This window comes from Bradyrhizobium sp. McL0616, from assembly GCF_049993385.1.
In the GTDB taxonomy this organism is placed as follows: domain Bacteria; phylum Pseudomonadota; class Alphaproteobacteria; order Rhizobiales; family Xanthobacteraceae; genus Bradyrhizobium.
Window position 1 is genome coordinate 5,666,230 of record NZ_CP188255.1, and the last position, 26,592, is coordinate 5,692,821.

The window sequence follows — 26,592 nt, forward strand, 5'->3', positions numbered from 1 at the left end:
GAATATTTGCGCAATCAAAATATCTTGTTGCAGCTGGATTTTCTCACCGCTTTCGCTCCATGGGCTAACCTGCTTCGTTTATCCACGCTGGCGAGTTGTCGTTACCACCGCGCATATCCCGCCTGAGCAGGAAATTTAGCTTGCCATAAGCGAAGCCAGATCCGCTAAAACCCACATAGACTGTACCGTAGTCGTTGCTATCCCCTTCGATAGTCTTGATCGTATCGAAGATACCGAGTGGGTATCCGTCGCTCATCTGTGTCCAAGTCGATGCGTTATCGTCAGATCGCCAAATGCCCATGACGTTTTTGACCCAGCCAAAGATGAAAATCGTCGGATAACTTCCCGTTGGCGAGGCCTTGCCAAAGCCGAAGGCATAGACTTCCTTGATGTCGGCAACCGCCTGCCAAGTCTTCCCACCATCCGTCGAACGGAAGAATGGCTGATTAGCCGGATGTGGCTGCGACTGAGCTCCTGCAGTGAAGAACAGGTGTCCCGCCCGTCCTGGCACCGATCGCATCTGCACGTTGTAGGCCGCACCAAACCGGGGCGACGAGGTGTGTGACCATGTAGCCCCTCCGTCCGTTGACGCATAAATGCCCTCGGTCCCGGCTGCGCCGCTGCCATCATTGTACATATAGAATGTGTTTGCTTTTACGCGATCGGCAGCACAATTCTGACGATCGAGGTAGTAGGCAAAACCCCAGCCCGTAGTTCCGCCAGTTGGAATGCCTGGGATGTTGATCTGGTTCCAGGTCTTTCCACCGTTCGTCGTGAAGTAGGGATTCCCATGATTTGATTGGACCCAGAGGAAGTTCGTAGATGAGCTCGCTGCAATGCAGCCGCCATAAATCGCCCCGGAAGAATTGGCCGGCACACGATCAAACGTCGTCCACGTTCGGCCGCCATCACTCGAATACCCCGAAGTGTCGTTGCTTTGAAAATTGCATAAACAGACGATCGTGCTCGGATTCGACGAAGCCCAATCAATCGACCACCCCGTAATAAGCGCGTGGGCATTATTGACGCCATGAGCCGACGGATATGTCGCCAGATTTCCGCCATAGAATACCGGACGGTCCCAGAATGAAAATACGGGAGCTCCGCCAGGAGGGCTGACGACCCAATTCGCCACAAGTTGCTCGATCGCCGCGCTTTGGGATATCCATCTAACAGTGGAATTAGTGATAGATGGATTGCTGTACCAGACTCCAATTCCTTCAGTGAAATAGAGCTTGTTGGTCGCTGATGGGTCGAATCGCATGTCCCCGGCGGACATGTAGGTTTCCTTGGTCCACGCAAGCCATGGAATGTCCGCTGCTACGCGAATCGTGCCCGATGGACGCGCAAATGTTGATCCCCCATCAATAGAAATCGCCAATTGTCCGGCCGGTGTTCCAACAAATACGCGCTTGGCGTTAGTCGGATCAACGGCAACCAAAGCTCCTTGGGTGCCATAACCCAAGCTGACCGCGGACCAAACGCCTTTGGAATATTTGTAAACGCGCGTATTATTAGGATAGGAATACTCCGTGAGCCAAACATCGCCATTTTGATCGACGATCATGTGCATATGCGTTGTCGGCGTACCGGTTGTCAGCGTCCAAGACGATCCACCGTTCGTACTATGGTATACGCCAACCCCGTATGTGCTGACGTAAATACCCTGCGTGACACCGTCGCGGACGCTCGAAGTCGGGTCAAATGCGATTAGGTTGCCTCCACCTTGAGAAGCCCCAACAGGGATAGATCCGGTGCCCAACGTGGTGATTTGCGACCAGGTGTCGCCGCCATTCGTTGTGACGAATAGGCCGCTGTTTGGCGTACCAGCGTAAACAACGTCCGGGTTTGCCGGGTCAACAGCAAGATATCGTCCGAACGTTCTAGTGCCGTCAGATGTCCGGGTGGTAACCCTGGCAAAGTTCGTAGCAATCCACGTCCCCCCGCGGTTGTCGCTACGAAAAATGTGACCATTAAAAATCATGTAGAAGCGCTGTGTATTGCTCGGCGCAATAGCGATTTCGTAAACGCCCGCGCCCTGATCGATGCCTTTGTAGCCATCTGGCATCGAATTCATTGTCACGATCTGCTGCCACAGATTTGTCGACGGATTGTAGTACCAAGCACCGTAGGTATCCGCTCGCACGACCTTGGTTCCGTCACTGGCAATGTCGATGCCGGTAATGAAGCCGCCGGCGCCGATTTTTAAGGCTTGCCACGTAACCCCAGACGTTGTCTCGCTCAATTTGACAAATTGTGTTCGGGATGCCGCCAATGGAGCGGGAAGGCGAACGCGGGACGAAATCTCTGATTTGGCGGAGGATCCACCGCCTACAGAGACAACAACTCGGATCGTTGAATCACCAGCAATCCCATGGACTGCACCCGAAACCAGAACGGCAAACGAATCCTCTCCGTGAAAATCAGAGTTGGAACTGTACGAGAATTCCGTGCCGTTCATCGTCACCTGGCCAAACTGCGGAGGAGAAATTAATTTCGCATTTTCAATAGTGACGTTACTGACGCGGACGTCGCGACTACAGGTTTGCCCACTTCCAAGTGTCATTAACCAGCCAACGGTATCAGTCTTCAATTGATACCGCGGATTACTCACAATGCACGGGGTTGCGCGGCATGGGGCCGCAAACATCGACCCTAGAAGCAATGACACGAAGATGAGGTTAGCGCTGTAAGTAGTTCGCAACAATCGCACTTCCTTTTTTCGTTTTAGCTAAGTCTCGTCGAAATATATTAAAAATTAATATTATTCCCGGGACAGCCTCGTGTTAAGTCAATTTTGGGAGATATTTTCCTCCAGACTGCGAAGTTGAGCCCTTGGCTTCAGGTAATTCGGTCGTTTTCGCTTTCGAATGATGCTAGTGAGCAATCGTGGCGGCGCCCCTTGCGCCTGACTTGACGCGCGCGCTTCGGGTTTTACCCGTCAAGGCAAAGACCTGGGGTGATTTAAATATCTGGGCATCTGATTGGGCTCGCTCCCGGTTTTCGAATAGGGCGGAGCAAGTGCCGACCGACGAGTTTATGGGGCTCATCCCAAGCCCGCGCACATCCCAAATCGCGCAGAATAATTGTGGCCGGAGCGGCGGCCGTTCTCGATTTGACACGACGTTAGGTTAGGGTACTTCTCCATCGTCGACAGCAGCTCGCCTGGAACTCTATTGTCCGTCCATTTTCTGCGATCATATCGATCGCGCCCTTTGCGTATCAGTCTTTGCGAACCCTGTCTCGGTGTCGGAGCCGGTGATGATGTCCTGGAAGAAATCCCGATACATCCCCGCAATTTTCGTCCAAGAAAATGAGGCCGCCCGGTTCAAGCGCTTATCCCGCCCAGCCGAGCCAAGAGAACGCGCACGCTGAATACTCTCAGCAATGGCTGCCGGATCATCCATATTGGCAAGAAACTCATCGTCGCCAACAAACCAGCGCACGCGCGGAATGTCATGCCCAACGATCGGCAAGCCACAGGCCATCGCTTCGAGAAATACAAGCGGGAAAGGCTCGTCCTTCGAGCATTGCAGGAAGACGTCGGCCGCCTGGTAAAGCGACGGCATTCGCTCCGGAGCCACGGATAAAAGCGTGAACCTGCCCGGCAGACGCCGTGCAGCTTCAGCCGCAATCGTTTTACGCAACGGACCGTCTCCGGCGACGACCAAATGTGCATCGGTGATCCGACTTACGGCATCAATTCCAAACTCAATGCGCTTGTTCGGAATGAGCGCACTTACCATCAAAACGATCATTTTATCTTGGGGAAGACCAAACTGCTCCCGCTGAGCCAGACCCGGGCGAAATCGATCACAATCGACGCCATTCGGGATAAGTCTGGAGTTCCAACGTCGGACGTTTCTCTCATGGAAATCTGGATTGATGCAGATTAGGCCATCGCAATCAAAGAAGCGAAATTCAGATTGACGTGCCCCGGATTGGCGCGCGTAAGCGGGCCAATCGCCGTTATGCGTGACAAAGACGTGACGCGGCCGGCGGCCCCCCAAAACTGGGCGTCGAAGCGCCCAGTTGGTGAAGGGATAGCTACAAGTCACCGTTATGTCATACTCGTCGGGCCGATAGCGGTATAAGAGTTGAGGAACGAAGGTCAATTCCTCGTAACAATACTCGTTTCTCAAGCCAGGCAGCGATGGATACGATTCGAAATTTTCACGCCGAACGCTGGCCGCACGTAGAAATCTGTACGGCATTGCCTGCTGGTGGGCATTCCCAGACCCGATCAGCGTGACCTTATCGCCGACCTTGGCAAGCTCCTTTGCGACGGCAATGAAGGCAAATTCAGCCCCGCGGTCATATCGATGAAGCCCTGGTAACGCGATTAGAATTCTCACGGGAAATTAGCTTACCTCACGGTTAGAGTTGCAGAGGAATTGCGCCGCTAAGGGATCCTCGTACAACTCCATTCCTCTGGCCAGAATGAAAGTCACTGAATATCTTAGGCTGCCAGTTTAATTGAAGTCTAGACCACGGTGGATCGTCGGTAAAGGTAACGGGTTCATACATCGAAATTAATACTAACGTACCAGTGTTCACGTCTTCCATAATTCCTGACGCTGGTCGCATGTGCCCTCAGACCATTAGGGCGCAGAACAATCGCACAGAGTTGAAAATTACGGTTGCCGTCTGCCTCAATGGCAGGTGCTTCGGCGACCCTCTTAACCCTTCCGTCGATCGGTTCTGACCCATTCCGATATGGCTTTGCGGGAAAAAAATTGACCGTAGACGGGAAGTTTTTGGATAGCGTAAGAGACCACCGACAAGAACACCCGTGGAGGCAGAATATCGCGGCCGCATCTCAACCAGGAAACGAGCACCCCACCCGTGAACTCAACGAGGACAACCGTGCTGATCATCATTGCAGACGGTGACGTTCCGAGCCATGCCGCCAGACTGCTGGCCAAGAAGATTCCGATTACCAGCATTCCTAGCAGGGACAACGGCGGAACCGCCAAGTCGAGCGCCAATGCCAGAAGATTTACATTTCCACGCATGATTGCTGCACAAATCAAACGCGGCGCCGCAGCGAAGATCATCGCGATATGCCCATGCTCCCATCGAAGGCGCTGACTCTGGATGCCCTCGGCGGATGATGGAAAGTCGCTGGTGATGACGGTAGAGGAGCAAAACAAGGGCGGATTTCCGGCTAGGGCCAAGTCTATGCCTAGTTTCATATCTTCAACTATCGCCCCGCTGGCCAAATTCACGCGACGTATCACGTCCCAAGGAAAAGCCATGCCGGTGCCCATGAGCTGGCACGGCAGGCCAAGTGCCCCGAGCCCTGACGGACGCACGGAGTTCTTCACGCGCCAGGCGAATTCGGCGACCCGCGATTTGATCGGAGAACCCTTCGGGGTCATCATCAAGTAGAGTGCCTGCACCGGTCTGTTGGTCGCTGCACAGACCGCAGCGAGCCGGTCGATCAAGTGGTCGGCGAGCCTGCAATCCGCGTCGATGAAGATGACCGTGTCTGGAGGGGCCGCGCTTAGATGTTTAAGGCCACAATCCAGCGCATATCCCTTTCCCCTTTTTTCCGGATCGTTGCGATCGACAACCTCTGCTCCCGCCGCCACCGCAACGGCCGCAGTATCGTCAGTGCAATTATCTGCGACGACCAAGAGGCGATCGGTCGCGCGCATTTGCGACTTGAGGTCCTCCAGCGTAAGCAGCAAGCTCGTACTCTCATTGTGAGCAGGTACGAGTATGGCAACGCTTCGGCTACAGTTGCTTCGCGGCGGCGGAGCGTGATCGCGCCGAGACAACGTGATGCTGGCAATGACCTCAGCAACAAACACAGAAACCGGAATGGCAAATAATAGGGCCATAGCTACCAATGAAAATGATACCAAAGTCGCCATTTGCTCCATTTTTCTTTAGTTAATCTCCGAATTCCCAGCAACCTTCATTCTAGATTGATTTTGAGGCATAGTGCCGCCACTCCAGCACGCGATCAATCTGCCGGGAACCCAAGAACGCCGGGGACTGCCCCCGAAACAATCATACTGGAGTGGAAGGCCGTCAGCACTGATCGTCCGCCATTCCAACTATCGCTCTATTCTTGCTATCAGCTGCGGGGACTCCTCGCTGGATTGGTTAAAAACGCATGCGCTTCAAGCCGAGCGCCCACAGGCTGGGTACGCCGCCAGTAGCCTAACTGCTGGGCTAAGCCAGACACCAAGCCCAAACTGAGGGCCCACACGTATTGAACCTGAAAAGTAATAAATATCCATTCGAGATTGGAATGAATGTAAACGGCTAACAGCGCCGCTCCAATCATCGCGTATCGGAATGGCAGCGGACGTCGATCGCTAGGCGTGCTCAGCTAGATGATTAATGCAAGTACATCCAGAGCGGAAACTTAGGCTCCTTTAATGTAGCCTGGCCAGTCCGGCCAAGGAACGATGGCGACATAGGAATGAAAGATGCTCATGACGAAGGGAACCAAATCCCACGATCACTCATAATTTTGGAGTTTCACGAGGATTGCGGCGCAGCCAGCTGGACAGCGGCAAAACAACCGCCAGCACGAAGATTAAGGCCACCCACTTCACGAACTACTCCTTCGACCCGTCCTGGATTTCATGATAAAGAAAATTAATTCGGCACATCAATTGCCAGCGTGCACGCGTCATGGTGGAAGAGACCGATCTAACCATAATATGCGCGCATAGAATCCATCCGCAATGAAAAAACTACGTTGGCGCGACGTCCTCCGTTTTTGCGGCCAGGAACCCAACGGCTGGGAACTGAAAGGAATTCTGACGTGATCTGCGTGAGCTCCCTGGTTACATTTACGCCATCGACCGTCCAAAATAAGCTTAATCCGCGATCGTTCCGAGGCACGGTCGTCGAAGATGAATCAATCGCTTCAAACTCGTCCGTCGCAATATCCCAAGGCTTCGTATCTGCAGTTGGGTTCTCGACCGCGGATTTACCATGACGATGTCGAGCCGATTTCTCTTGAAAGGCACTCTTTGGACAACCGGAGCCTACGGCTTAGGCTTGCTCCTCCGGGTGGGGACAAACGTCATCATGACGAGACTATTGGCCCCTGAACTGTTCGGCCTCATGTCGATCGTTTTCACCTTATGGGCCGGTGTCGAGTTTTTGACCGATGTAGGTATCGGCCAAAACATCGTTCACAATAAAAAAGCAGAAGATCCGGATTTCTATAATACCGCCTGGACCCTTGGCGTGATACGAAACGCCGTTCTATGGTTGATTTGTTTGGCCGCCGCCATGCCCATGGCTAATTTTTATCATGCGCCTATCCTGGCATTCGTTGTCCCCATCACATTAATAGGCATGCTGATAAACGGGTTTGCCTCCGTCGGTCGGCCGCTCCTGCAGAAGAGAATGCAGGTTGCCAGAATCGTTGCGTTTGATTTGACGGTATCATTCATTTCTTCCATAGGACACATACTGCTCGCCTATATCTGGCCAACGATATGGGCGCTTGTACTTGGCAACCTGATCGCGTCAATAACGGGACTGGTGGGAAGCTATTTGCTGCTGCCTGGTATTAGGCAGCGATTCTTCATATCCAAGCAGTATGCTTTGGAAATTCTGCACTTCGGAAAATGGGTGTTCGCCGCTCAGGCCGTGTACTTCCTTTCGACGTATTTCGATCGGCTTTACCTGGCAAAGGTTGTTCCGCTCGAGGTCTTCGGCATTTATGGAATTGCTCGCTCCATTTCCGAACTGTTGGGGTCGCTGGTCTTGCGGTTGGGAAATCTAGTGCTTTTCCCCTACATCGCTTCGCAGTCTATGACGCCCCGCGCCGACCTACGCGCGCACCTCGCCCCAATTCGTACAAAATTCCTGCTGTTGGCGGCAATTGGAGTTTCAATTTTCGTCGCATTCGCGGATTTGGCAATCAAGCTTCTTTATGATGAACGCTACCATGCAGCCACCTGGATGCTTCCGGTTCTTGTCATCGGATCGTGGTTCTCCATCTTGGCCAGCGTCAACGAATCGACGCTACTTGGATTAGGCAAGCCGTCCTACGGCGCGGTCGCCAATACCTCGAAGTTCATTTTCCTCCTGATTGGTCTGGCACTCGGCGTTAAGTTCTATGGGCTTCTTGGCGGGGTCGCGGTGTTCGCCTTGGCTGATTTGATGCGATATTTTCCGATTCTCGCCGGGCAGATGCGGGAACGCTTCTCATTTGGGGTACAAGACATGCTTTTGACGCTGGCTGTGTTCCTGCTAATTCTTCTTTGGGAATTGTTGCGCTGGACTTCGGGATTTGGCACTTCGTTCGACACGCTTCCTGTTAACGTGAGCCTTCTTTTTTGACACCAGTCAGTGGCATAAGCGAATTTGTACCGCTACCTCCCAAATCGACCTCACGGTCGATAATTGCTGCCCAACGACAGGGTTAGGCAGGATGGCGCAACTCGATCCTGTTACCAAGTCCACCCTGTTGGGCTCGAACATTTTCAGGGTCTTCCAATGATTCCGAACGGTATCGGAGTCGTTGCTATCGGTCGCAATGAAGGTGAGCGACTGGTTAGCTGTCTCGCGTCGGTAAAATCCACCACAGATCATATCGTTTATGTGGACTCCGGTTCGACCGACGGCAGCATTCATGCCGCTCAAGCCATCGGCGCTTTTGTCGTAGCGCTGGACTTGACGAAGCCGTTCACCGCAGCGCGAGCACGGAATGAAGGCTTCGCGGCCCTCAAGGCATTGAGCCCTGGTGTTAGCTTCGTTCAATTCGTCGATGGAGATTGCATTGTAGTGAAAGGCTGGCTGGACAAAGCTTTAGCGTTCATTGAGCAACGAAAAGACGTCGCGATCGTGTGCGGTCGGCGGCGCGAACGTTACCCAACGGCAACTGTCTATAATCAGCTCTGTGATTTGGAGTGGGATACCCCCGTTGGTGAGGCCTCGGCCTGCGGCGGCGATGCACTTGTGAGAGTGACTGCCTTCCAGGAGATTGGTGGATTCCGATCGCCGTTGATTGCAGGCGAGGAGCCGGAGCTCTGTGTGAGATTACGAGAAAAGGGATGGAAGATCTGGCGACTCGACGCGGAGATGACGGGCCATGATGCCGCGATGAGACGATTCGGCCAATGGTGGGTTCGCGCCGTCAGGTGCGGACATGCATACGCCGAGGTTTTCCGCCTTCACCGGACCTCACCATTTGGCATTTGGAAACGAGAGACGGCGAGCGCCATCGTCTGGGGTGGTTTGCTTCCAATAGTCCTGTGTCTCGGTGCCTTGATCCATCCGATCTCCCTCCTAGGCGCATTAGTTTATTTTTTTCAAATCTGCCGGATTGCGCTTGCCTGGGGAGCAACCTCTTCCAAGTCGTGGAAATATGCGGTATTCACGGTTCTGGGAAAATTTGCGGAATTTCAGGGCGTCCTGACATTCCACAGCCGTAGATTGCGCCGCAAGTCTGCTACTCTGATCGAGTACAAATGATTGCGTACCAATTCTTGCAACGAACTTGTCATTCGGACGGAACGCAATCTTGCGGGTAGCATACTTCACCAACCAATACCCATCGGTGAGCCATACTTTCATTCGCCGCGAGATCCGAGCGGTTGAAGCATTGGGCATTACGGTGCAGCGCTATGCGCTTCGACCAGGCGAAAAGCTGGTCGATCTAGACGACAAGGGAGAATTCGAACAGACGCGCTATATACTCGGTGCCGGCTTCAGCGAAATTCTTCGCTGTTGCGTTATAATGGTTGCGACCAGACCCTTGGCGGTTGCGCGAGCCATCCTGCTGGCCATCAAAATAGGTTGGCGGTCCGACCGTGGCATCTTGAGAAGTTTGGCCTATGTATCGGAAGCTGCAGTTTTGGCGCGTTGGTGCTGCAGGGAGGCCGTAGAGCATCTCCACGCTCATTTTGGCACAAATTCAGCCGCGATTGCTATGCTCGCATGGCGCCTTTCGGGAATCCCCTACAGTTTTACTGTCCATGGTCCTGATGAATTCGAGCGAGCCACCCTGCTCTCCCTGGGTGTCAAGCTCCAGAATGCCGCCTTTGCGGTATGCGTAAGCTCCTATGGGCGAAGCCAATTGATGCGCTGGTGTCATCCCGATCTTTGGCCAAAGATTGCAATCGTCCATTGCGGCTTGGACAGCGCATTCTTGGATGGTCCTGTGGAATCATCGCCTTCAACTCGCCGTTTAGTTTGCGTCGGAAGGCTCAGCGAGCAGAAGGCGCAGCTCTTGCTTGTAGCAGCCGCCCGTCGGCTGCGTGGCGAGGGGATCGATTGCGAAATCGTGCTCGCGGGTGATGGACCGATGCGCAATGAAATCGAGGACGCTATTCGAGACGCTGGGTTAGAAAGCAAAATTACAATTACGGGGTGGATCTCCGGGGACCAGGTCAAAGCCGAGATTGTAGCAGCGACTGCGCTGGTGCTGCCCAGCTTTGCCGAGAATATGCCTGTCGTGATCATGGAGGCATTTGCGCTTGGTCGCCCGGTCATCTCGACCTATGTGGCCGGCATTCCGGAACTCGTCCGCCCGGGAACGTCCGGCTGGCTCGTACCTGCAGGCGATGAAGTCTTACTGGCAGAGGCGATTCGCGAAGCTCTTGGAGCTCCCATTGAACAGCTCGTAACCATGGGAGCAGCGGGTCGTCATCACGTCTTGGAACAGCACGACGTTCGAAAAGAAGCGGCCAAGCTCAAGAGCCTGTTCGAAACTCGTGCTTCAACCAAAAGCAAACTCATGTAAGAGCGATCCAGCGTAGCGGCGGACACGCCTGAACGCGGTCAGGGATTCAATCTTAGACGAGCCCCGATATTTGTGGCCGCACTAGACTAGATCTTGCTGGTCGTCTGCCAACAAGCGCTGATCGGATGATCAAGGCGATCAGGATTTGGTGCAGGAGATCCCTCAGCCAGGGAGGCATACACCGGCAGTTGTATCCGACGACGGAGACGAGGAAGGTCGCTTCCGTACCGGGCGCATCGATAAAACTAAGTCATGTTGCCCTGCCCATCCACACCTGGAAGCCGAGTTCCGAGACCTCCAATGACGGGCCATCTAGCAATGGCTGCTCCGTTTCTCTCAGGTGCTTATCGAAGAAAGCAAGGGAGTATCGACTGATGATCCTTGCTATGCGTTCTGGTTTGACCGGACCGCGGCGCAAAGGCGAAAAAAACGGGGAGTCGGAAAAGTCCATATGCCTTATTCCATTTATCGTCAGCCAATAGCCGCCGTGCTCGGAAAGCAATCGTTTCATCTGCTCAAATTGTTTCCGAGTGAATTCAATATCGCGCCGCTTACGGAGCGTGACGTTAGAAATGTCGCTTCCCAAAGCATAAGGAAACGACTCATACATGCCCTCAAACATAAAGAAGAAGGGAACGAATGTACCTTGCTTCGCCGACTCGCCAGCAATCATTCCGCCCATGTCGAGGCCAGCCCTAAATCTGCGATCAAGCCAGCATGCCTGGGCTGCGGTTCCTCCGCCCAAGGAAAAGCCGAAAATACCGACACGAGCGATATCCAAGCTTCCTGTCAGCAGACCATTGGGATCATTTCCATTCAGATATTCGAGCGTGTCGAGAACAAAGCTCACGTCTTGGGCTCGGATCTCGACCTGCTGGTCAGCCGTCTTAACGAACGCATCGACCGCCGCCTCTGACGAATAGTCTTCGTCCCCCAAAAATTTCCGACGCGCAATTCGCCCGTCGGGAAAAATCATTATTCTTGAACTGTAGGGATGATCTATTCCGACTACTACATAGCCGTGGCTTGCCAGCTCTTCGGCCATGGTTGTGCACTCCGTTCGTATCCCACTCCAAGAAGGGGTGTACAAGAGCACCGGAAATTGGGCCTTCGACGGGAGGAGTCGCGCCCCAAGCATGGAGTGCGTCTTGACTAGCGCGAGGTGCGCGTCTTTTACGCTCGTGATCCCTCTATCCCGATACGGAGCCGATTTTTGGCTCAAAAGCAATGGGTCTGCGGGGTACCAGATCTGAATGACCAATTCACGACCCACGTCGGAGCCGCCCAAGAGCGGATCGTGTCGACTGTGATCGATGATATGACGAGTTTGCGTGCCGAGCTTGTACGGCCCCGTTGGCGCAGGCAGCTTAAAAACAGGCATCACGGTACAAAGGAATATGGAAGCTAGAGCAAGCGCAAGAGCAATCAAGCCGACGGGGGCTGAGATATTACTCCCCCAGAGCAAGTGCGCGCATTCGTGCAAGGCAAAACCGATAGCCAGGAAGTAGGTTGGAGTCATCTGCCAGCGGCACCCCTCCAGCCAAGCGTGGCATACAATGATTAGCGTGCTTACGTATAAAAGAAGGGCAAAGTATCCCTCCCAATCAGACGACCAATATAGGAGATGTCCCGCATAAAGCACAAAGCCAGCCGTTCCGATCGCCTCAAGGAGCCTCATCGGAACACTCGCTGGAAACGCGGGGCCCGCATTTTCGGGCTCGGACAGAAATATGGCAAAACCTGCTCAACTTGCTTTGGCCAAATAAGGAATCAATTGCCGTACCAAATGATCGACCTGTGGCTTTCTCATAATCGACAAATGGCTTCCGGGAACCTGATGGACTGTCACTCCGTCAAGCGCGATCTCAGCCCAGCCCAACGTAACGTCATCGCCATATTCCGCAGTTCGACCGTCAGCGCGAAATAGCAGTAACCTCCCCGGATAAGCCTTTGGTAGAAATTCTTGCCCGATCGCCGAAAACATCACGAGATTACTGCGCGCAAATCGTGGTACGCTCAGATTGAAGATGCGGCAAATCCTTTGACTGACCTTCCAGGCGGCGGCGTTCCATCTGCTCTTCACGAATAGTCTGGCGTCTGACCGGACTTCATGAAACCGCCATTGGAGCAGATTTCGTCCGTATTTCTTGAGCCGGTCGATCGTATAGACCCGACGAAATTGCGCGGCTTTTTCAGCAGGCAGATTGCGATAGTAGGCCCAATTCCCGGTATCGAACAGCGCGACTAGCCCTACCTGTTCGCCATTTTCCACAAGTTGTCTCGACATCTCGAACGCCACAAGACCGCCGAACGATAGGCCACAAATTTGATAAGGGCCTTTTGCCTGGACGTCCCGAAGCTCACGAACATACTGCGCGGCCACCGTCTCGACAGATTCGGGTACCGGATCATCAACCTCCGCCGCGCGCAGTCCGTAAACGGGAACGTCGATCGGCAAAGCGTCAATCATATCCCGATAGTCAAGCAGATGCCCCCCCGCTCCATGAATGCAAAAGAGCGGAATCCTGTTGCCGCCTTCCCTGACAACGACGATATGCCGGCGATTTTGTTGCGTCGATTGGCGAAGCCTCATCGCCAGCAGCTCGACGGTCGGAGCAACGATCAAGAGTGAGAGGTCGATGGTGACGCCGAATTCCGCCTTAAGTCGCGCGACGAGTTGCGCAGCAAGCAATGAGTGACCACCAAGTTCGAAGAAGTTGTCGTGCACGCCGATCTCGTGCACCTCGAGAATATCCCCCCACAATTGCGCAAGCTTGATTTCATCGTCCGTTCGCGGCCGAACGTATTGGACAGGCGTCTCCCCCGCCGAGTGCGACGGAGCTCTGAAGCCCTTCCAGATACCGGGAAGCTCAATATCCGCTACAGTCCGATCGGCAGCCGAAGCCATTGCACGGAGTATCGTGTCATAGTAGCCGAGCAACGCTTGGATGGACCTCTTGTCGAACAAGTCCGCGTCATACTCGAAATTGACGCGCAGCTCGTTGGGTCGCTCGATTATAGAAAGTTGCAGTTCAAACGGCGTGCCTACACTGAAAGTCGGCATGGGAGCTACTGTCAGCCCCGGCAACGATCGAGCCTGCAGGAACGCCGTCTGATACATGAAATAGAATTGGAAGAAGACCGAGCGTCCATTGACCGAATGTACCCGAAGATGTTCGAGCAACGCCTCGAACGGTAGATCCGCGCGTTCAAAGGCCTCTAGCGATATTCGGGAGACCTGTGCGAGAAAGTCGCTCAGCGTCGGATTTCCGGACAGATCAAATCGGAAAGGTATCGGACCGGAGAAGGGACCAATGAGCGGTTCAGTCTCCACTCGACGATTTGCCACCGGCGAGCCAATCAACATCTCCGGCTGGTTGGAGCAACGGTAGATTAGGATGGCAAAGCAGGCTAGCGAGACAGTGAACATCGTCACGCCTTCGGACCTGCTCAGCTTCTTCAGGCGCTCTGCCAGTTCTCCTGGCAGAACAAGCGACTCGATGGCTCCATTGGAGGTCATTCTCATAGCCGCAGGCCGGTCGGTCGGAAAGTCGACCGCCTTGATCGGCCCCTGGAGTTGCTTCTGCCAGTGGTCGAGCTGGGCATCGGCCGCTGGCGAGCTTAACCAATCCTTTTGCCAAGCCGCGAAGTCAGCGAACTGGATCGGCAGAGGAACCAGCGCCGGGGCGCGGCTCTTCGCAAGCGCCTCGTAGGCTGCCCACAACTCATCCTGGATGATGCGCTGCGACCAACCATCTGCAACGATGTGATGAGTGGTGATCAGAAGAACAAAATCGTCCGGCTGAAGGCAAAACAGGCTCGCTCGAAGCAGAGAGCTTCCTTCGAGGTCAAATGGCTGCCTCGCCTCTGCGAACAACAGCTCCTGGAGCTTTTCATCACGATCCGCTTCAGCAAGATTCGGGAGCGAAGCGACGGACAACGAGAATGGGCTAGTTGGGGCGATAATCTGAACAAGGCGTCCGTCCTGCTCGGCAAAATTGGTCCGCAATATCTCGTGGCGATCGATCAAACTCTGAAAGCTTTTCTCCAGCAAAGCCGGCGACAACGCCCCAGTCACGCGAACCGTCGCCCGCATGTGAAACTTTGGAGACGTCGGGTCGAGTTTTCCAAGAAGCCAGAAGCGCTCCTGAACGACGCTCGCGGGCATCACGTACAGCTCGTCTTCCGACGTTTCGCGGTCCATTACGTCTTCGGGAGAGTCCATTACCAGTGCAGGGACATCCGATAGATTAATCTCTGATAGCCTTTGCTGCGAATTAAGGACGATCTGCTGCAGCAAAGCTTGGAAGTTCTCCAACATTTGTAAGACGAACGGCCGGCTGTAGTAGTCCGTGTTAAATTCGATCGATAGCCGCCATCCGCTTTCGCGTTCGACCATGAAGAAGTTCAACCGATACAACGCGCCTTGGGCGATCGAAGGAACCGGAGTCAGGCGAACGTTTGGTGGCGCTAGAAGCGGGTCTGTCCCCTCCCCAAACGCTCGATAGCAATTGAAGTTGACGTGAACGAACGGCTCAGGGCAGTCAACGTCTTCGGCCCGTAAGGATTTGAGCACGTCCTCGAAGGCGATGTCCTGATTGGCAAAAATTTCAAAAGTGGTATCTCGAACGCGTTCCGCCAGCTCCTCAAAGCGCGGATTTCCGGAAATGTCCGTTCGGAAGACTACATGGTTTATAAAAAGACCAACCAAGGACTCAAGCTCGGTCCGGTTGCGTCCGGCGAGCTCAGAACCGACCGCAATATCGGTCTCACCCGTGTAACGACAAAGCAATGCCTTGCAAGCGGCAAACACGGTCGTAAACATGGTACCGCCCAGCCGATTACCCAGCGCGTTGAGTGAATCGGTCAGCGTACGCGCCAGCTCGAGAGCAACAATGTCGCTTTTCCGCGTGAGCTCGCTCGGTGGCGTCAGATCGGCCGGCACCTCTAATCGACGGTAACCGGTGAGCTTGGACCGCCAATGCGTCAGTTGATCCTCAAGCTCCTTCCGCGAACGCTGCTCACACTGCCAGACAGCATAATCCGGGTATTGGATCGCGAGATCCGGCAATCGCTGGGGAAGTCCGCAGGCCAGCGCGCCATAGAGAGCGCGGAATTCTGCCATGATGACCTTGATCGACCAACCGTCCGCGATCAAAAGATGCATCGTAAGCAGCAGATAGTGTCGCCGCTCGTCGGTCTGGATCAATCTGACACGAATAAGCGGCCCAGTGCCGATGTCAAAGCCCCGCGTCGCCTCATCCCGGCAAAGGCGCTCCAACAGGTCATCGCGCTCTCCGTCCGAAACGCCACAGAGGTCATCCTGAGCTACTTTAAGCTCAATCGAAGGCGCAACGATCTGAGCGGGATTGACACCCATTTGCGAGAACGTTGCACGAAGAATTTCGTGGCGAGCCACGATTTCGTTGAAGGCCCTCTGGACGGCGGCCGCATTCAACGGACCGTCCAAGCGCCACCTGAACGCGCAGTTGTGAGCAGGATCCCCGGGCCTTTGCCGGTCGGCCCGCCATATCCGTTCCTGCGCCGCCGAGAGTGGGAACATCAGACTACAATGATTGGTCCCGATCTCTCGCCGGTCGCCAACCTCCCGACTCACATTGGGAAGTTTGATGATTTTCGCCATCTAGTTCGCCTGCCGGACCACCTGTGGCGCCAATCGAAATTTGTGCCGTGGGACGGGTTTAATCGATTGACCGTTCGATTGCGTCTGACCCTGCAACTGATTGGCCAGGTGGTTGAAGATTGCGGAAATATTGCGAAGCTGCAATACCTGCCGCGGCGTCACGGTAATGCCGGCCTTGTTCGCGCGCGCCGTGATCTGGAAGACATGAAGAGAATCCGCACCCAGCTCGAAAAGATCGTCGTTGATGCCGACACGCTCCAACCGCAGGACCTCCGCCCAGATCTTGGTCATGGTATCTTCGTCCGGACTGCGCGGCTCTAGATAAGCCATGCGCGCCTGCTGCATCGACCAATCCGGAGCCGGGAGCGCAGCTCGATCCACCTTTCCATTTGGCGTCAACGGAAACGCTTGGAGCGTCACATATGCTGCCGGCGCCATGTAGGCCGGTAGGCTCTTCAGAAGATGGTCGCGCAGTGCCGGGGCTTCGAGAGCAGCGTCCTTGGCAGCCGAAACGTAACCGATCAGACGCTTCTCTCCCGCCACATCCTCACGGACGGATACCACCGCCTGGGTGACACCAGGATAGCTGTTCAGCACGCTTTCGATCTCGCCAAGCTCGATGCGGAAGCCCCGCAGCTTGATCTGATTATCGAGTCGGCCGAGAAATTCGAGCGTGCCATCCTGGCGAAGACGAACAAGGTCCCCGGTACGGTACATCTTTGCGCCCGGCTCGAAGGGGTTGTGAACAAACCGATCCGCAGTCAAGTCCGGCCGTCTGTGATATCCGCGCGCAAGACCTTGGCCGGAGATGTAGAGTTCACCCGGCACACCGATTGGAACGAGCTGAAGTCCCTGATCCAACACATAGAACTTCGTATTGGCGATCGGGCGACCGACCGGCACCGGGCCATCACCCGATTTCACATCCAAGGCGGCGGACCAGATCGTTGTTTCGGTCGGCCCGTACATATTCCACACCGACCTGGCACGCTTCACGAGTTCGTCGGCAAGCTCGCGCGGGAAGGCCTCGCCGCCGCACAACACCTTCAGCGCAGGCTCGCCGCCGTTCCAGCCGGCATCCAACAATTGCTGCCACGTTACCGGTGTAGCCTGCACGACGGTCGCACTGATCTCCTTCAGGTATTCGAGCAGTTTCACCCCGAACTGAGCCGTTTCACGGCTGACGATAGCCACGCGGGCCCCAACGCAGAGCGGAAGAAACAGCTCAAGTCCTGAGATATCAAACGACAGCGTAGTGACGGCGGCCAGCACGTCGGTTTCGGCCAAGCCGGGCTGAACCAACATAGACTGCAACAGGTTGACCACCGCGCGATGCGGAATCTCAACGCCCTTAGGCCGACCGGTCGATCCCGACGTGTAGATCACGTAGGCAAGATCCTCTCCACCGGCGAGGCCGTTCGGCCGTGTATCATCCGCACGGGCAATTGCTGCCCAATCGCCGTCGAGATGAACTATCTGCGCGTTGCCGAACTGCCATGCCTTGGCCAAAGCTGTCTGCGCCAGCACAACTGGCGCTCCCGCATCCTCCAGAACATAGCGAACGCGCTCAGGAGGGAATGTCGGATCGATCGGCACATAGGCGCCACCGGCCTTTAGGGTTCCCAACAATCCAATAAGCATTTCGATGCTGCGCTCGACGAACACGCCGACCAGGATGCCGGGCTTCACGCCAAGCTTACGGAGATAGTTGGCCAGCTGGTTCGCGCGGCTGTCGAGCTCGGCATAAGTGAGCTGGGTCGATCCGAAAATCGCCGCGACCGAGTTCGGCGTCCGCGTTGCCTGCGCCTCAAATAACGCATGAACGGTCAGATCGTCCCGCCGTTCGACACGAGTCTCACTCCACCCCTCCAAAATCTGCCGCTTGTCCACGAGCGACAGCAAAGGCAGCATCGAGACCGGGCGCGCGGCATCCACAACCATCCCTTCCAGAAGCACCTTGTAATGATCGAGCCAGCGCGCGATCGTAGCTTCATCGAAAAGACCGGTGTTGTAGTCGCAATCTAGCGTAAGACCGTTCTTCGATTCGACAATGTTCAGGAAGATGTCGAAGTTAACGTAGCTCTTCGGGTTTGGATCGATCTCTGCCCGCAGCCCATCGAAGGCAGCCGAACCACCCAGTCTTTCCAGATTGAACTGGATTTCGGTCAGCGGCAGCCTGCTTGGATCGCGCTGAAGAGCAAGCTTACGCACCAGCCTTCCATAGGTGTAATTCTGGTTATCGTACCCGGCGAGGACCGTCTGCTTCATCTGGGAAAGAAACTGGGCAGCGGTCGGATTTTCGGTCAAACGGCCGCGCAGAGGGATGAAATTGACGCAATGTCCCACCAGAACGGCGTCCTCCACCGCCGACTGTCCCGCCGTCGGCACACCAACGACGATGTCAGATTGGCCGCCCAGACGCGCGAGCAGGACCTGTAGGCCGGTCAGCAACGTGACGAACAGCGTGCACTTGTGGCTTGCGCCGAACTTCTTGAGCCGGTCATGGAACTCTGGGCCAATTCTGGTCCGATACGTTGCTCCGTCAAACTCCCTGACGGACGGCCGCGGGCGATCGGTGGGAAGGTTCAGCACCGATACCGGCTGACTGTATTGTTCAAGCCAATACTGCTCAACCTTGCGTCCTTCGTCGCTATCAACGAACCTGGCCTGCGAATTCGCATAGTCCGCAAACGCCAAGGCCGCCGGCGGATTCCATGCAGCGCCCCGGCTGATTGCACTATAAGCCCGCGACAATTCGTCGACCAAAACATTGATCGACCAACCATCGCAAACGATGTGATGGGCAGTGAAGATGAGGACATGATGATCTGCTGACATTTTGACCAACTGTCCGCGGACCATCGGTCCCTTGCTCACCGCGAACGGTGTGCAAGCATCGTCTTTGACGATCTGAGCAAGCCGCGACTCTCTTTCCGCGGCCTGAGACTCCGTTAGGTCTACGGTCGGCATATCGAGCTTCAGCTGCGCGACGAACATCTGCCGATGATGATCGCTGTCAAAGGTCGCACGCAGCGCTTGATGGCGTGACACGATGCGATCAAGCGCCTGCTTGAGTGAGGATACGTCTAGACTCCCGCGCAAGTGCAGAGAGATGGACTCGTTGAAGCAGCAAGATGCTTCTTCGCCGAGTTGATCGGACAGCCAAATTTCAAGCTGCGGCTCCGTGAGCGGGGCTTCGCCGGCTTGCAGTTCCGCAACGGAGACAAACGGCGCCACGTCCCCCATTTGTGATTGTTCAAAGAAGCCCGCTTGCCGCATCTCGATCGCGCTCTCCCTGAAAGCTTGCGCGATCTTCTCCAGGTCGGCGTCGCTGTGCGAGGTCGTTAGGAAGCACGGGAAGCCTTCTCGAATGTGAATGCCTCTGTCGCGCAGATAGAAATAGAACAGGCTCGCGAACCGCTCTGCTACAGGGAAGCTGAAGTAGAAGAGGCTCCCGAATTTTTCGATGCGGGTCGGAACACCTTCCTGACGGGCAATCTCATTGAGGGTACGGACCAAGTCCTCCGTCCGCTCGTTGAGCCGCGTCTGCAGGACCGGCCCCTGCTCTCTGAGATTTTGGAGCACGGCCTTCATCGCCGCCATCACCAGCGGGTGACGAACGAACGTTCCGGCAAAAAAGGTCACACCGACCTCCGGGAACGAATCATCTCCAAACTGCCACGAGCCTCCGTCAAGTGCGTCCATGAAGCGCGCCTTGCCGGCCAGAACACCGGCGGGCATGCCGCCCGCAAGCACCTTTCCATATGTTGCCAGATCCGCTCGGATGCCAAACAGGGCCTGACAGCCGCCCTGGTGAACTCGGAAGCCGGTAACGACCTCGTCGAAGATGAGCGCCGCGCCGGAGTCTTCGGTAATTTTACGGAGTTCTCTTAGAAACTCGACCGGCTGAAACGAGGGATGCCGGCTTTGAACCGGTTCCACCATGACGGCGGCAAGGTCGCCCGCATTCTTGCGGATCCACTCCAGCGACTGCGGCGTGCCATAGTCCAGCACGACCACGTTCGATACGCTCTCCCGCGGAATGCCAGGCGCAATCGGCACGGATTGCGGCTCCCCAGCCTTGTTGATGAATCCTCTCGCAAGAACTTCGTCGAACATGCCGTGGTAGTCGCCAGAGAACATGACTATTTTGTTGCGCCCTGTCACGGTCCGAGAGGCACGCATGGCAGCGAGCACGGCCTCAGAACCAGTATTGCAGAACGCCATGCGCTCGTTACCGGTCATCTCGCAGAACATCTCTGCGACCTCACCAGCGAGCGGGGTCTGTGGACCGATCTCGAAGCCCTTCTGAAGCTGCTCCTCAATGGCCTTGGTGACAAATTCCGGCCGGTGGCCGAGCATGATCTGCCCGAAGCCATTCACCAGATCGATGTACTCGTTGCCGTCGATATCCCATATCCGTGCCCCCTCGGAGCGGTCAGTGACAATCGAGTAGACCATTTCCTTCCACTGCTGGCGAAAGCCCGAAACGACACGGGGATCGGCTAGTGCCTTACGGTGCGCCTGGGTGAAGGTCTTGGACTTCGCAGTACGCCGGGTAACGCGATCAATCAGGGCGATGAGGTGCTCGCGCTGCTCGCCGGTCAAATCCTGGGAGATGCTCGTCTGTGGCGGCTTGTAGGGACCGAACGACTTGCCCGCGGCCGGCTGGGCCTCGGTAACGGCCCCTTTCGAGATGTCCTTGACGGGCGCAGGATGCGCTTGCACGACTTGCGGCGCGCCTGCGGCCACCGGTGCAATTGGTGTCGCTGCAACGGAGTCCCGCGGCCGAACGGCACTGAGCGTTTCCAGCTGCTTGGCGATCAGCAAATTCATCGCCTGAAGCTGATCACGCATAACCCGCTCTATCGAGCTATCGGACGTGCCCCCCGCCCAGCCGAACGCGCTAGGCTCGAGTGGTTCGGTCGTCGTCGCAATCGGACTTGTTGTCTGGATCAAAGTTTCACGCGCTTGCGGCGCGCTCGCCGCAACAGGCTCGGCAAAAGCGTCGGGTGGCAAATTGCTCGCAACATATTCGGTGAGGTCTCGCAGGCACCCAACCTCATTGAGGAGTTGCCTGAAGGAGACCTTCACACCGAACTTCTCTTGCATCGCCTGCGCTGCCTGGGTCAGAAACAGCGAATCGAAGCCGAGTTCGAGAAATGAGTTCGAATGGTCAGCCATAGACAGATCGGTGCCTGACAGATCAGCGAACATGTCAACCAGAGCTGCTTCGATCCTTGTCGTACGACCTGTGGCCGAAGTCGGAAGTGATGCGACGGCGATATTCACGGGCTCGTTTCCCTGATTGAACTCGACTCCGAGGATTTCGGGTGTCGTTGCTGTTGCGCGCGGAGGCGCAATGATTGCCTGCGTCCGCCCTGGCAGAGTTTCCAGCCAGTAGCGCTTGCGTTCAAATGGATAGGTCGGCAGCGAAACGCGCTGGCGACGATCCGCCTTGTACAGCGACGGCCAATCAGGCTGCGCGCCCGCAAGCCAAAGCGCTCCAAAGGCGGACATCAGCGCCTTGGAATCGCCTTCGCCCGAGAAACCATCGGGCAACGATGAGACGATGAGCCGATTAGAGGAAAGTCCGGCATGCTGGCGCGAGAGTGTCGCCAACACATTGCCCGGCCCAACTTCCAGCAGCACCGCGTCGGGATTCTTGAGGAGCTCTTGGACGGTCTCAGAGAACCGAACCGGCTCACGCGCATGCCTCGCCCAGTATTCCGGATCGCAGGCATCCTCGGCGCAAATCCAGGTGCCGGTCACACCGGATACATAGGGAATTTTGGGCGCATTCAACTTCACTTTCGAGAACCCGCTGGTAAGCGGCTCGATCAGCGGGTCCATCATCGACGAGTGGAATGCGTGTGAGGTAACCAGGCGGCGGCACGCGATACCCGCCTCGTTCAGCTCTTTTTCGAATTCCGTAAGTGGCTCCAATGCTCCGGCGACGACGCACAAGGACGGCGAATTGAGTGCCGCCAGCGATAGTGGCTCTCGCAAGCGTTCGCGGGCTTCGGCTTCCGTCAGACGGATCGACAACATGCCGCCCGCAGGAATTTGCTGCATCATTCGGCCACGCAGGGCGATGAGTGCAAGGGAATCCTCTAGCGAGATCACGCCCGCGAGGCAGGCAGCAACGAACTCCCCGACGCTATGTCCCGCCATGGCCTTTGGACGAATACCCGCCCCCATCCACAGCTGCGCCAGCGCATACTCGATGGTGAAGATGGCCGGTTGCGCATAGACGGTTTCTGTAACAGACCGCCTCGCCTCATCTCCGGCATCCGCCGCCGGATAGAGCAACGTCCGAATGTCGACACCGAGGTGCGGTCGCAGGATCGCCGCACAGCGATCGACCGCCTCGCGGAACACATGCTCCGCCTCGTATATTTCGCGAGCCATGTTCGGATACTGCGATCCCTGCCCCGGAAACAAAAAATAGATATCCGGACCGGTATTCGGTTTCGCACGTGTTTGCGGCCGCGAATCCTTTGAAAGGAGATCGGCGGCTTCCGCGGTAGATCCGGCGACGAACGTCCGACGATAATCGAACTCTTTGCGGCCAACCTGAAGCGTCCACGCGACATCGGCCAGATTGAGGTGCGGATGAGACTGCAGATGAGCGGCAAGATTTCTGACGGCCTGATCAAGCGCCGCAGGCGAGCGCGCTGACAGGGGAAGAAGATGATTGATCCGGGAAGATTCCGCGGAAGAAGTGGCGGGCGCCTGCTCAATGATCACATGCGCGTTAGTTCCGCCCACTCCAAACGAGCTTATGCCAGCACGGCGTGGCCCTTCGGCTCTCCATTCCGACCTCTCCACATTGACCCGGAACGGGCTGCTCGCGAAATCGAACTTCGGATTCGGATTCTTGAAATGAAGCGTTGGCGGGAACACGCCGTCCCGCACGATGTTCGTTGCATTGATCAGGCCGGTTATGCCAGCAGCGACATCCAGATGCCCGACATTGGTCTTGGCCGTTCCTATCGTACAGAATTGCTTGCGATCCGTATGCACCCGGAAGGCCTGCGTTAGTCCTGCTAGCTCAATCGGGTCGCCCAGCGGCGTAGCGGTGCCATGGGCCTCGATATAGCCGATGGTGTCCGGTGCAACGCCGGCGGCCTCATGTGCCATCGCAATCGCGCTCGCCTGTCCTTCCACGCTCGGCGCCGTGTATCCAACCTTGGCCGAGCCGTCATTGTTGACGGCGAAGCCACGAATGACCGCATGAATCTGGTCGCCATCGCGAACTGCATCGTCGAGACGCTTGAGCAAAACAACACCTAGTCCGCCCCCGAAAACGGTTCCTTGCGCATCGGCGTCGAAAGCCCGGCAGTGACCATCGGGCGACACCATGCCGCCCTCCTGATAGAAATAGCCTCGTTTCTGCGGAAGCGTAATCGAGACTCCGCCAGCCAATGCCATATCGGTCTGGTAGGTCAGCAACGACTGACAGGCCTGAGTGACAGCAAGCAAGGATGTCGAACATGCTGACTGCATGGTGAAACTCGGACCACGCAAATTCAGCTTATAGGAAACCCGCGTTGATAGAAAATCGATGCTGTTTCCCATCATCTCGGTGTAGTTCGAGACTTGGTAGCCCGAGCTAAACTTTTCAATGAAGTCGGGCGTCGTGCAAAGCCGCGTCAGGAAATACGACCAGACGCTGGAGCCGGCATATACAGCTACCTGGCCTGGGTATGTATCCGGAACGTAGCCGGCGTCTTCCAAGGTTTGCCAGCAGCACTCGAGAAACAGCCTCTGCTGCGGATCCATCACTTCAGCTTCGCGTGGATAGATGCCGAAGAACTCCGCATCGAACATGTCCACATCGTCAATGATCGAGCGTGCCTTTACATAATGCGGATCGCTTGCGATCTTCTCACGATTTGCGATTTCGAGCTCGTCGACGCGAAATTTCGAAATCGATTCGATGCCTTCCAGCTGATTGCGCCAGAATTCAGCAACGTTGCGAGCGCCGGGGAACCGGCCCGCCATGCCGATTATCGCAACTCCCTCAAGGGCTTCAGACTCAACTTCCCGATCGCTCATAACACACTGCCGGTTCGACGCTCACGTTGCCGGGCGAAAGCCGCCCGCTGTCGTCGCGCGCGCTCCTGCGCGTCGATGACGGATTGGCCCGAGGGCACCTGCCCGCCCAGATGCTCGGCAAGAGATTTGATCGTGGTGAACTCAAACAAGGCCGTAATCGGGATCGTGGTCTGCAACGCCTTCTCGAGGCTGGCATGAACACTCACCAGCAGAAGCGAATCGCCGCCGATATCGAAGAAATTATTGAGGACTCCGAACCGATCGATACCCAAGCTCTGGCGCCAGATATTGAAGATGATCTTCTCCAGATCTGTGGTCGCGCCGTCGGTCGCAGCGACCGCCCAATCCGGAACACCGAGCTCAACCAGTGCGGATCGATCGACCTTTCCGTTGGGCGTCAACGGAAGAGCCTCCAGCCGAATGAAAAGAGCCGGAATCATGAATTCCGGCAGCCTGGCTGCGAGGAACTTCCGCAAATCGCGATCAATCAATGCATGATCGCGAGAAATGTAGTATGCGGCCAGACGTTTGGAGCCGTGCGCGCCGGCAAGCGCTACGACGCAGCTCTGGGCAACCCGGTCATGCTCATTCAGGACAGATTCGATTTCGCCAGGCTCGATACGGTGGCCGTGGATCTTCATCTGCCCGTCCGCCCGTCCGAGAAATTCGACGATCCCGTCGGGCCGCCAGCGCGCAAGGTCGCCCGTCCGGTACATGCGGGCGTCATCCGCTCCCTCGGCGAACGGGTTCGGAACGAACTTCTGACCAGTTGTTTCGGCCGCATTGAGATAGCCACGCGCCAGACCATCACCCGCTGCAAACAGCTCTCCCACCGCGCCTGGCGGCACAGGGCGAAGTTCCTCGTCGAGGATGTACACTTGAGTGTTTGAGATCGGGCGACCGATCGGCACCGGCTCCGGGACTGGTTCTCCGGCGCGCATCGCGTAGCAGCATGTGAACGTCGTATTCTCGGTCGGTCCGTACCCGTTGATCACCCGACAACTCGGAAGCTTCTCGAGCGCCCGCCGGACGAGCGGAGGGGACAATACGTCGCCGCCCGCGAGAAGCTGCCGAAGCGAGCGGAGGCCCTCGAGCTCCTCTTCGATAACGAGATTGAACAGTCCCGCTGTAAGCCACAAGGTCGTGACCCTGTGTTCTTGAACCACACGTATCAGATCTTTCAACGAAGTCGGCGCAGGCGGCATAACCACCAAACGTCCGCCATTGAGCAGCGCTCCCCAAATCTCCAGCGTCGAGGCATCGAACGAGATGGGTGCGAAGTGCAAGAAGGTTTCGTCCGGCCCGAAGTCACAAAAATTCGTATTCCGAACCAGACGGACGATGGACCGATTTTCGACCATCACCCCTTTGGGACGGCCCGTCGAACCCGAGGTGTACATCACGTAAGCCAGGCTGTCGGGGCCGCCCAACCGGCCAGGATTCTCGATGGCAGTGCCTGACAGCCCCGAGCTGTCCAAAACCAGACGCGTTCCGCTAAAATCTGCCAGAACAGTCGAGGCGAACGATGGCCGGGTGACCATGACCGTTGCTCGAGTGTCTTGTAGCAGGAAATTGATACGCTCTTTCGGATAGTCGGGATCGAAAGGAACGTATGCGCCGCCGGCCTTCAACACCGCGACAAGCGCGACGATCAGTTCAACTGAGCGATCTATGCAGCACCCGACCAACGTTTCCGGACCAACGCCCGCCGCGCGCAGCCGATGAGCCAATTGGTTGGCACGAGAATTCAGATCGGCGTATGTGAGTTGCTCGCTTCCGAACTCCAGCGCGATCGAGCTCGGAGATAGTTCGACCATCTCTTCGAACAGCTGGGCAACCGTGTGATCACGTGGATAATCAATGCGAGGCCCGTTCCATACGCGAACCTGCTCTACGAGGGCAGACACAGAATTCCCAGATCGATCCTGAACCTGCGAATCAACTGAATCCAAAGACACAAGTCGGGCCCTTTTTACTGAGCGGGCAGTGTTGGCAATGCGCGAGGCAGCAATCGGAATCTACCCAAAAATCGACCAAGAATGACGCAACATTATAAGCATTTTAGCCTGATGTCAGCCTATTTAATTCGACCGATCAAACACTCGCAACACCTGGTTAATTGGTCGCCCGGCCGACGCCGCGCCTCATCGTCCCCCGACGATAA

The 26,592-nt window shown here is 56.1% G+C and carries 10 protein-coding genes; 3 read left to right on the forward strand and 7 right to left on the reverse strand.

Translation table 11 applies throughout. The features are described from left to right. Positions 1–64: 64 nt before the first annotated feature. From ACPPVR_RS27720 to ACPPVR_RS27730, 3 genes are all read right to left on the reverse strand, one after another. Positions 65–2,593 (reverse strand): hypothetical protein, encoded by a 2,529-nt coding sequence (locus tag ACPPVR_RS27720; RefSeq protein WP_426609733.1) that lies wholly within the window; start codon positions 2,591–2,593, stop codon positions 65–67. Between the two features lie 604 nt (positions 2,594–3,197). Further along, a complete protein-coding gene (locus ACPPVR_RS27725; RefSeq protein WP_426609734.1) occupies positions 3,198–4,355 on the reverse strand; it encodes a glycosyltransferase family 4 protein in 1,158 nt (385 codons plus the stop codon). 324 nt (positions 4,356–4,679) lie between these two features. Then, the gene (locus ACPPVR_RS27730) at positions 4,680–5,693 is read right to left on the reverse strand and encodes a glycosyltransferase family 2 protein (RefSeq protein ID WP_426609735.1); all 1,014 of its coding nucleotides are present in this window, start codon (positions 5,691–5,693) and stop codon (positions 4,680–4,682) included. A gap of 1,264 nt (positions 5,694–6,957) precedes the next feature. Between ACPPVR_RS27730 and ACPPVR_RS27735 the strand changes: the two genes are divergently transcribed. From ACPPVR_RS27735 to ACPPVR_RS27745, 3 genes are all read left to right on the forward strand, one after another. Continuing rightward, positions 6,958–8,319, forward strand: a complete 1,362-nt coding sequence (locus ACPPVR_RS27735; RefSeq protein ID WP_426609736.1) for an oligosaccharide flippase family protein — start codon at positions 6,958–6,960, stop codon at positions 8,317–8,319. Between the two features lie 156 nt (positions 8,320–8,475). Next, entirely contained in the window at positions 8,476–9,453 is a 978-nt protein-coding gene (locus ACPPVR_RS27740) for a glycosyltransferase (RefSeq protein ID WP_426609737.1), read from the forward strand. 49 nt (positions 9,454–9,502) lie between these two features. After that, positions 9,503–10,723: a glycosyltransferase family 4 protein gene (locus ACPPVR_RS27745; RefSeq protein WP_426609738.1), complete on the forward strand. Its 1,221-nt coding sequence runs from the start codon at positions 9,503–9,505 to the stop codon at positions 10,721–10,723. Between the two features lie 250 nt (positions 10,724–10,973). On the opposite strand, the gene ACPPVR_RS27750 is transcribed toward ACPPVR_RS27745, so the two are convergent. From ACPPVR_RS27750 to ACPPVR_RS27765, 4 genes are all read right to left on the reverse strand, one after another. Next, on the reverse strand, positions 10,974–12,401 hold the full coding sequence (locus ACPPVR_RS27750; RefSeq protein ID WP_426609739.1) for an alpha/beta hydrolase family protein: 1,428 nt from the start codon (positions 12,399–12,401) through the stop codon (positions 10,974–10,976). Positions 12,402–12,467: 66 nt separating this feature from the next. Beyond that, positions 12,468–16,367, reverse strand: a complete 3,900-nt coding sequence (locus ACPPVR_RS27755) for a condensation domain-containing protein (RefSeq protein WP_426609740.1) — start codon at positions 16,365–16,367, stop codon at positions 12,468–12,470. Beyond that, positions 16,368–24,428 carry an amino acid adenylation domain-containing protein gene (locus tag ACPPVR_RS27760; RefSeq protein WP_426609741.1) on the reverse strand — a complete coding sequence of 2,687 codons (8,061 nt, stop codon included), beginning with the start codon at positions 24,426–24,428 and terminating at the stop codon, positions 16,368–16,370. It lies immediately after the preceding gene. Next, complete coding sequence (locus ACPPVR_RS27765; protein ID WP_426609742.1) at positions 24,425–26,335, reverse strand: non-ribosomal peptide synthetase; 1,911 nt, start codon at positions 26,333–26,335, stop codon at positions 24,425–24,427. The genes ACPPVR_RS27760 and ACPPVR_RS27765 overlap by 4 nt, the downstream gene beginning before the upstream one ends. Positions 26,336–26,592: the final 257 nt, after the last annotated feature.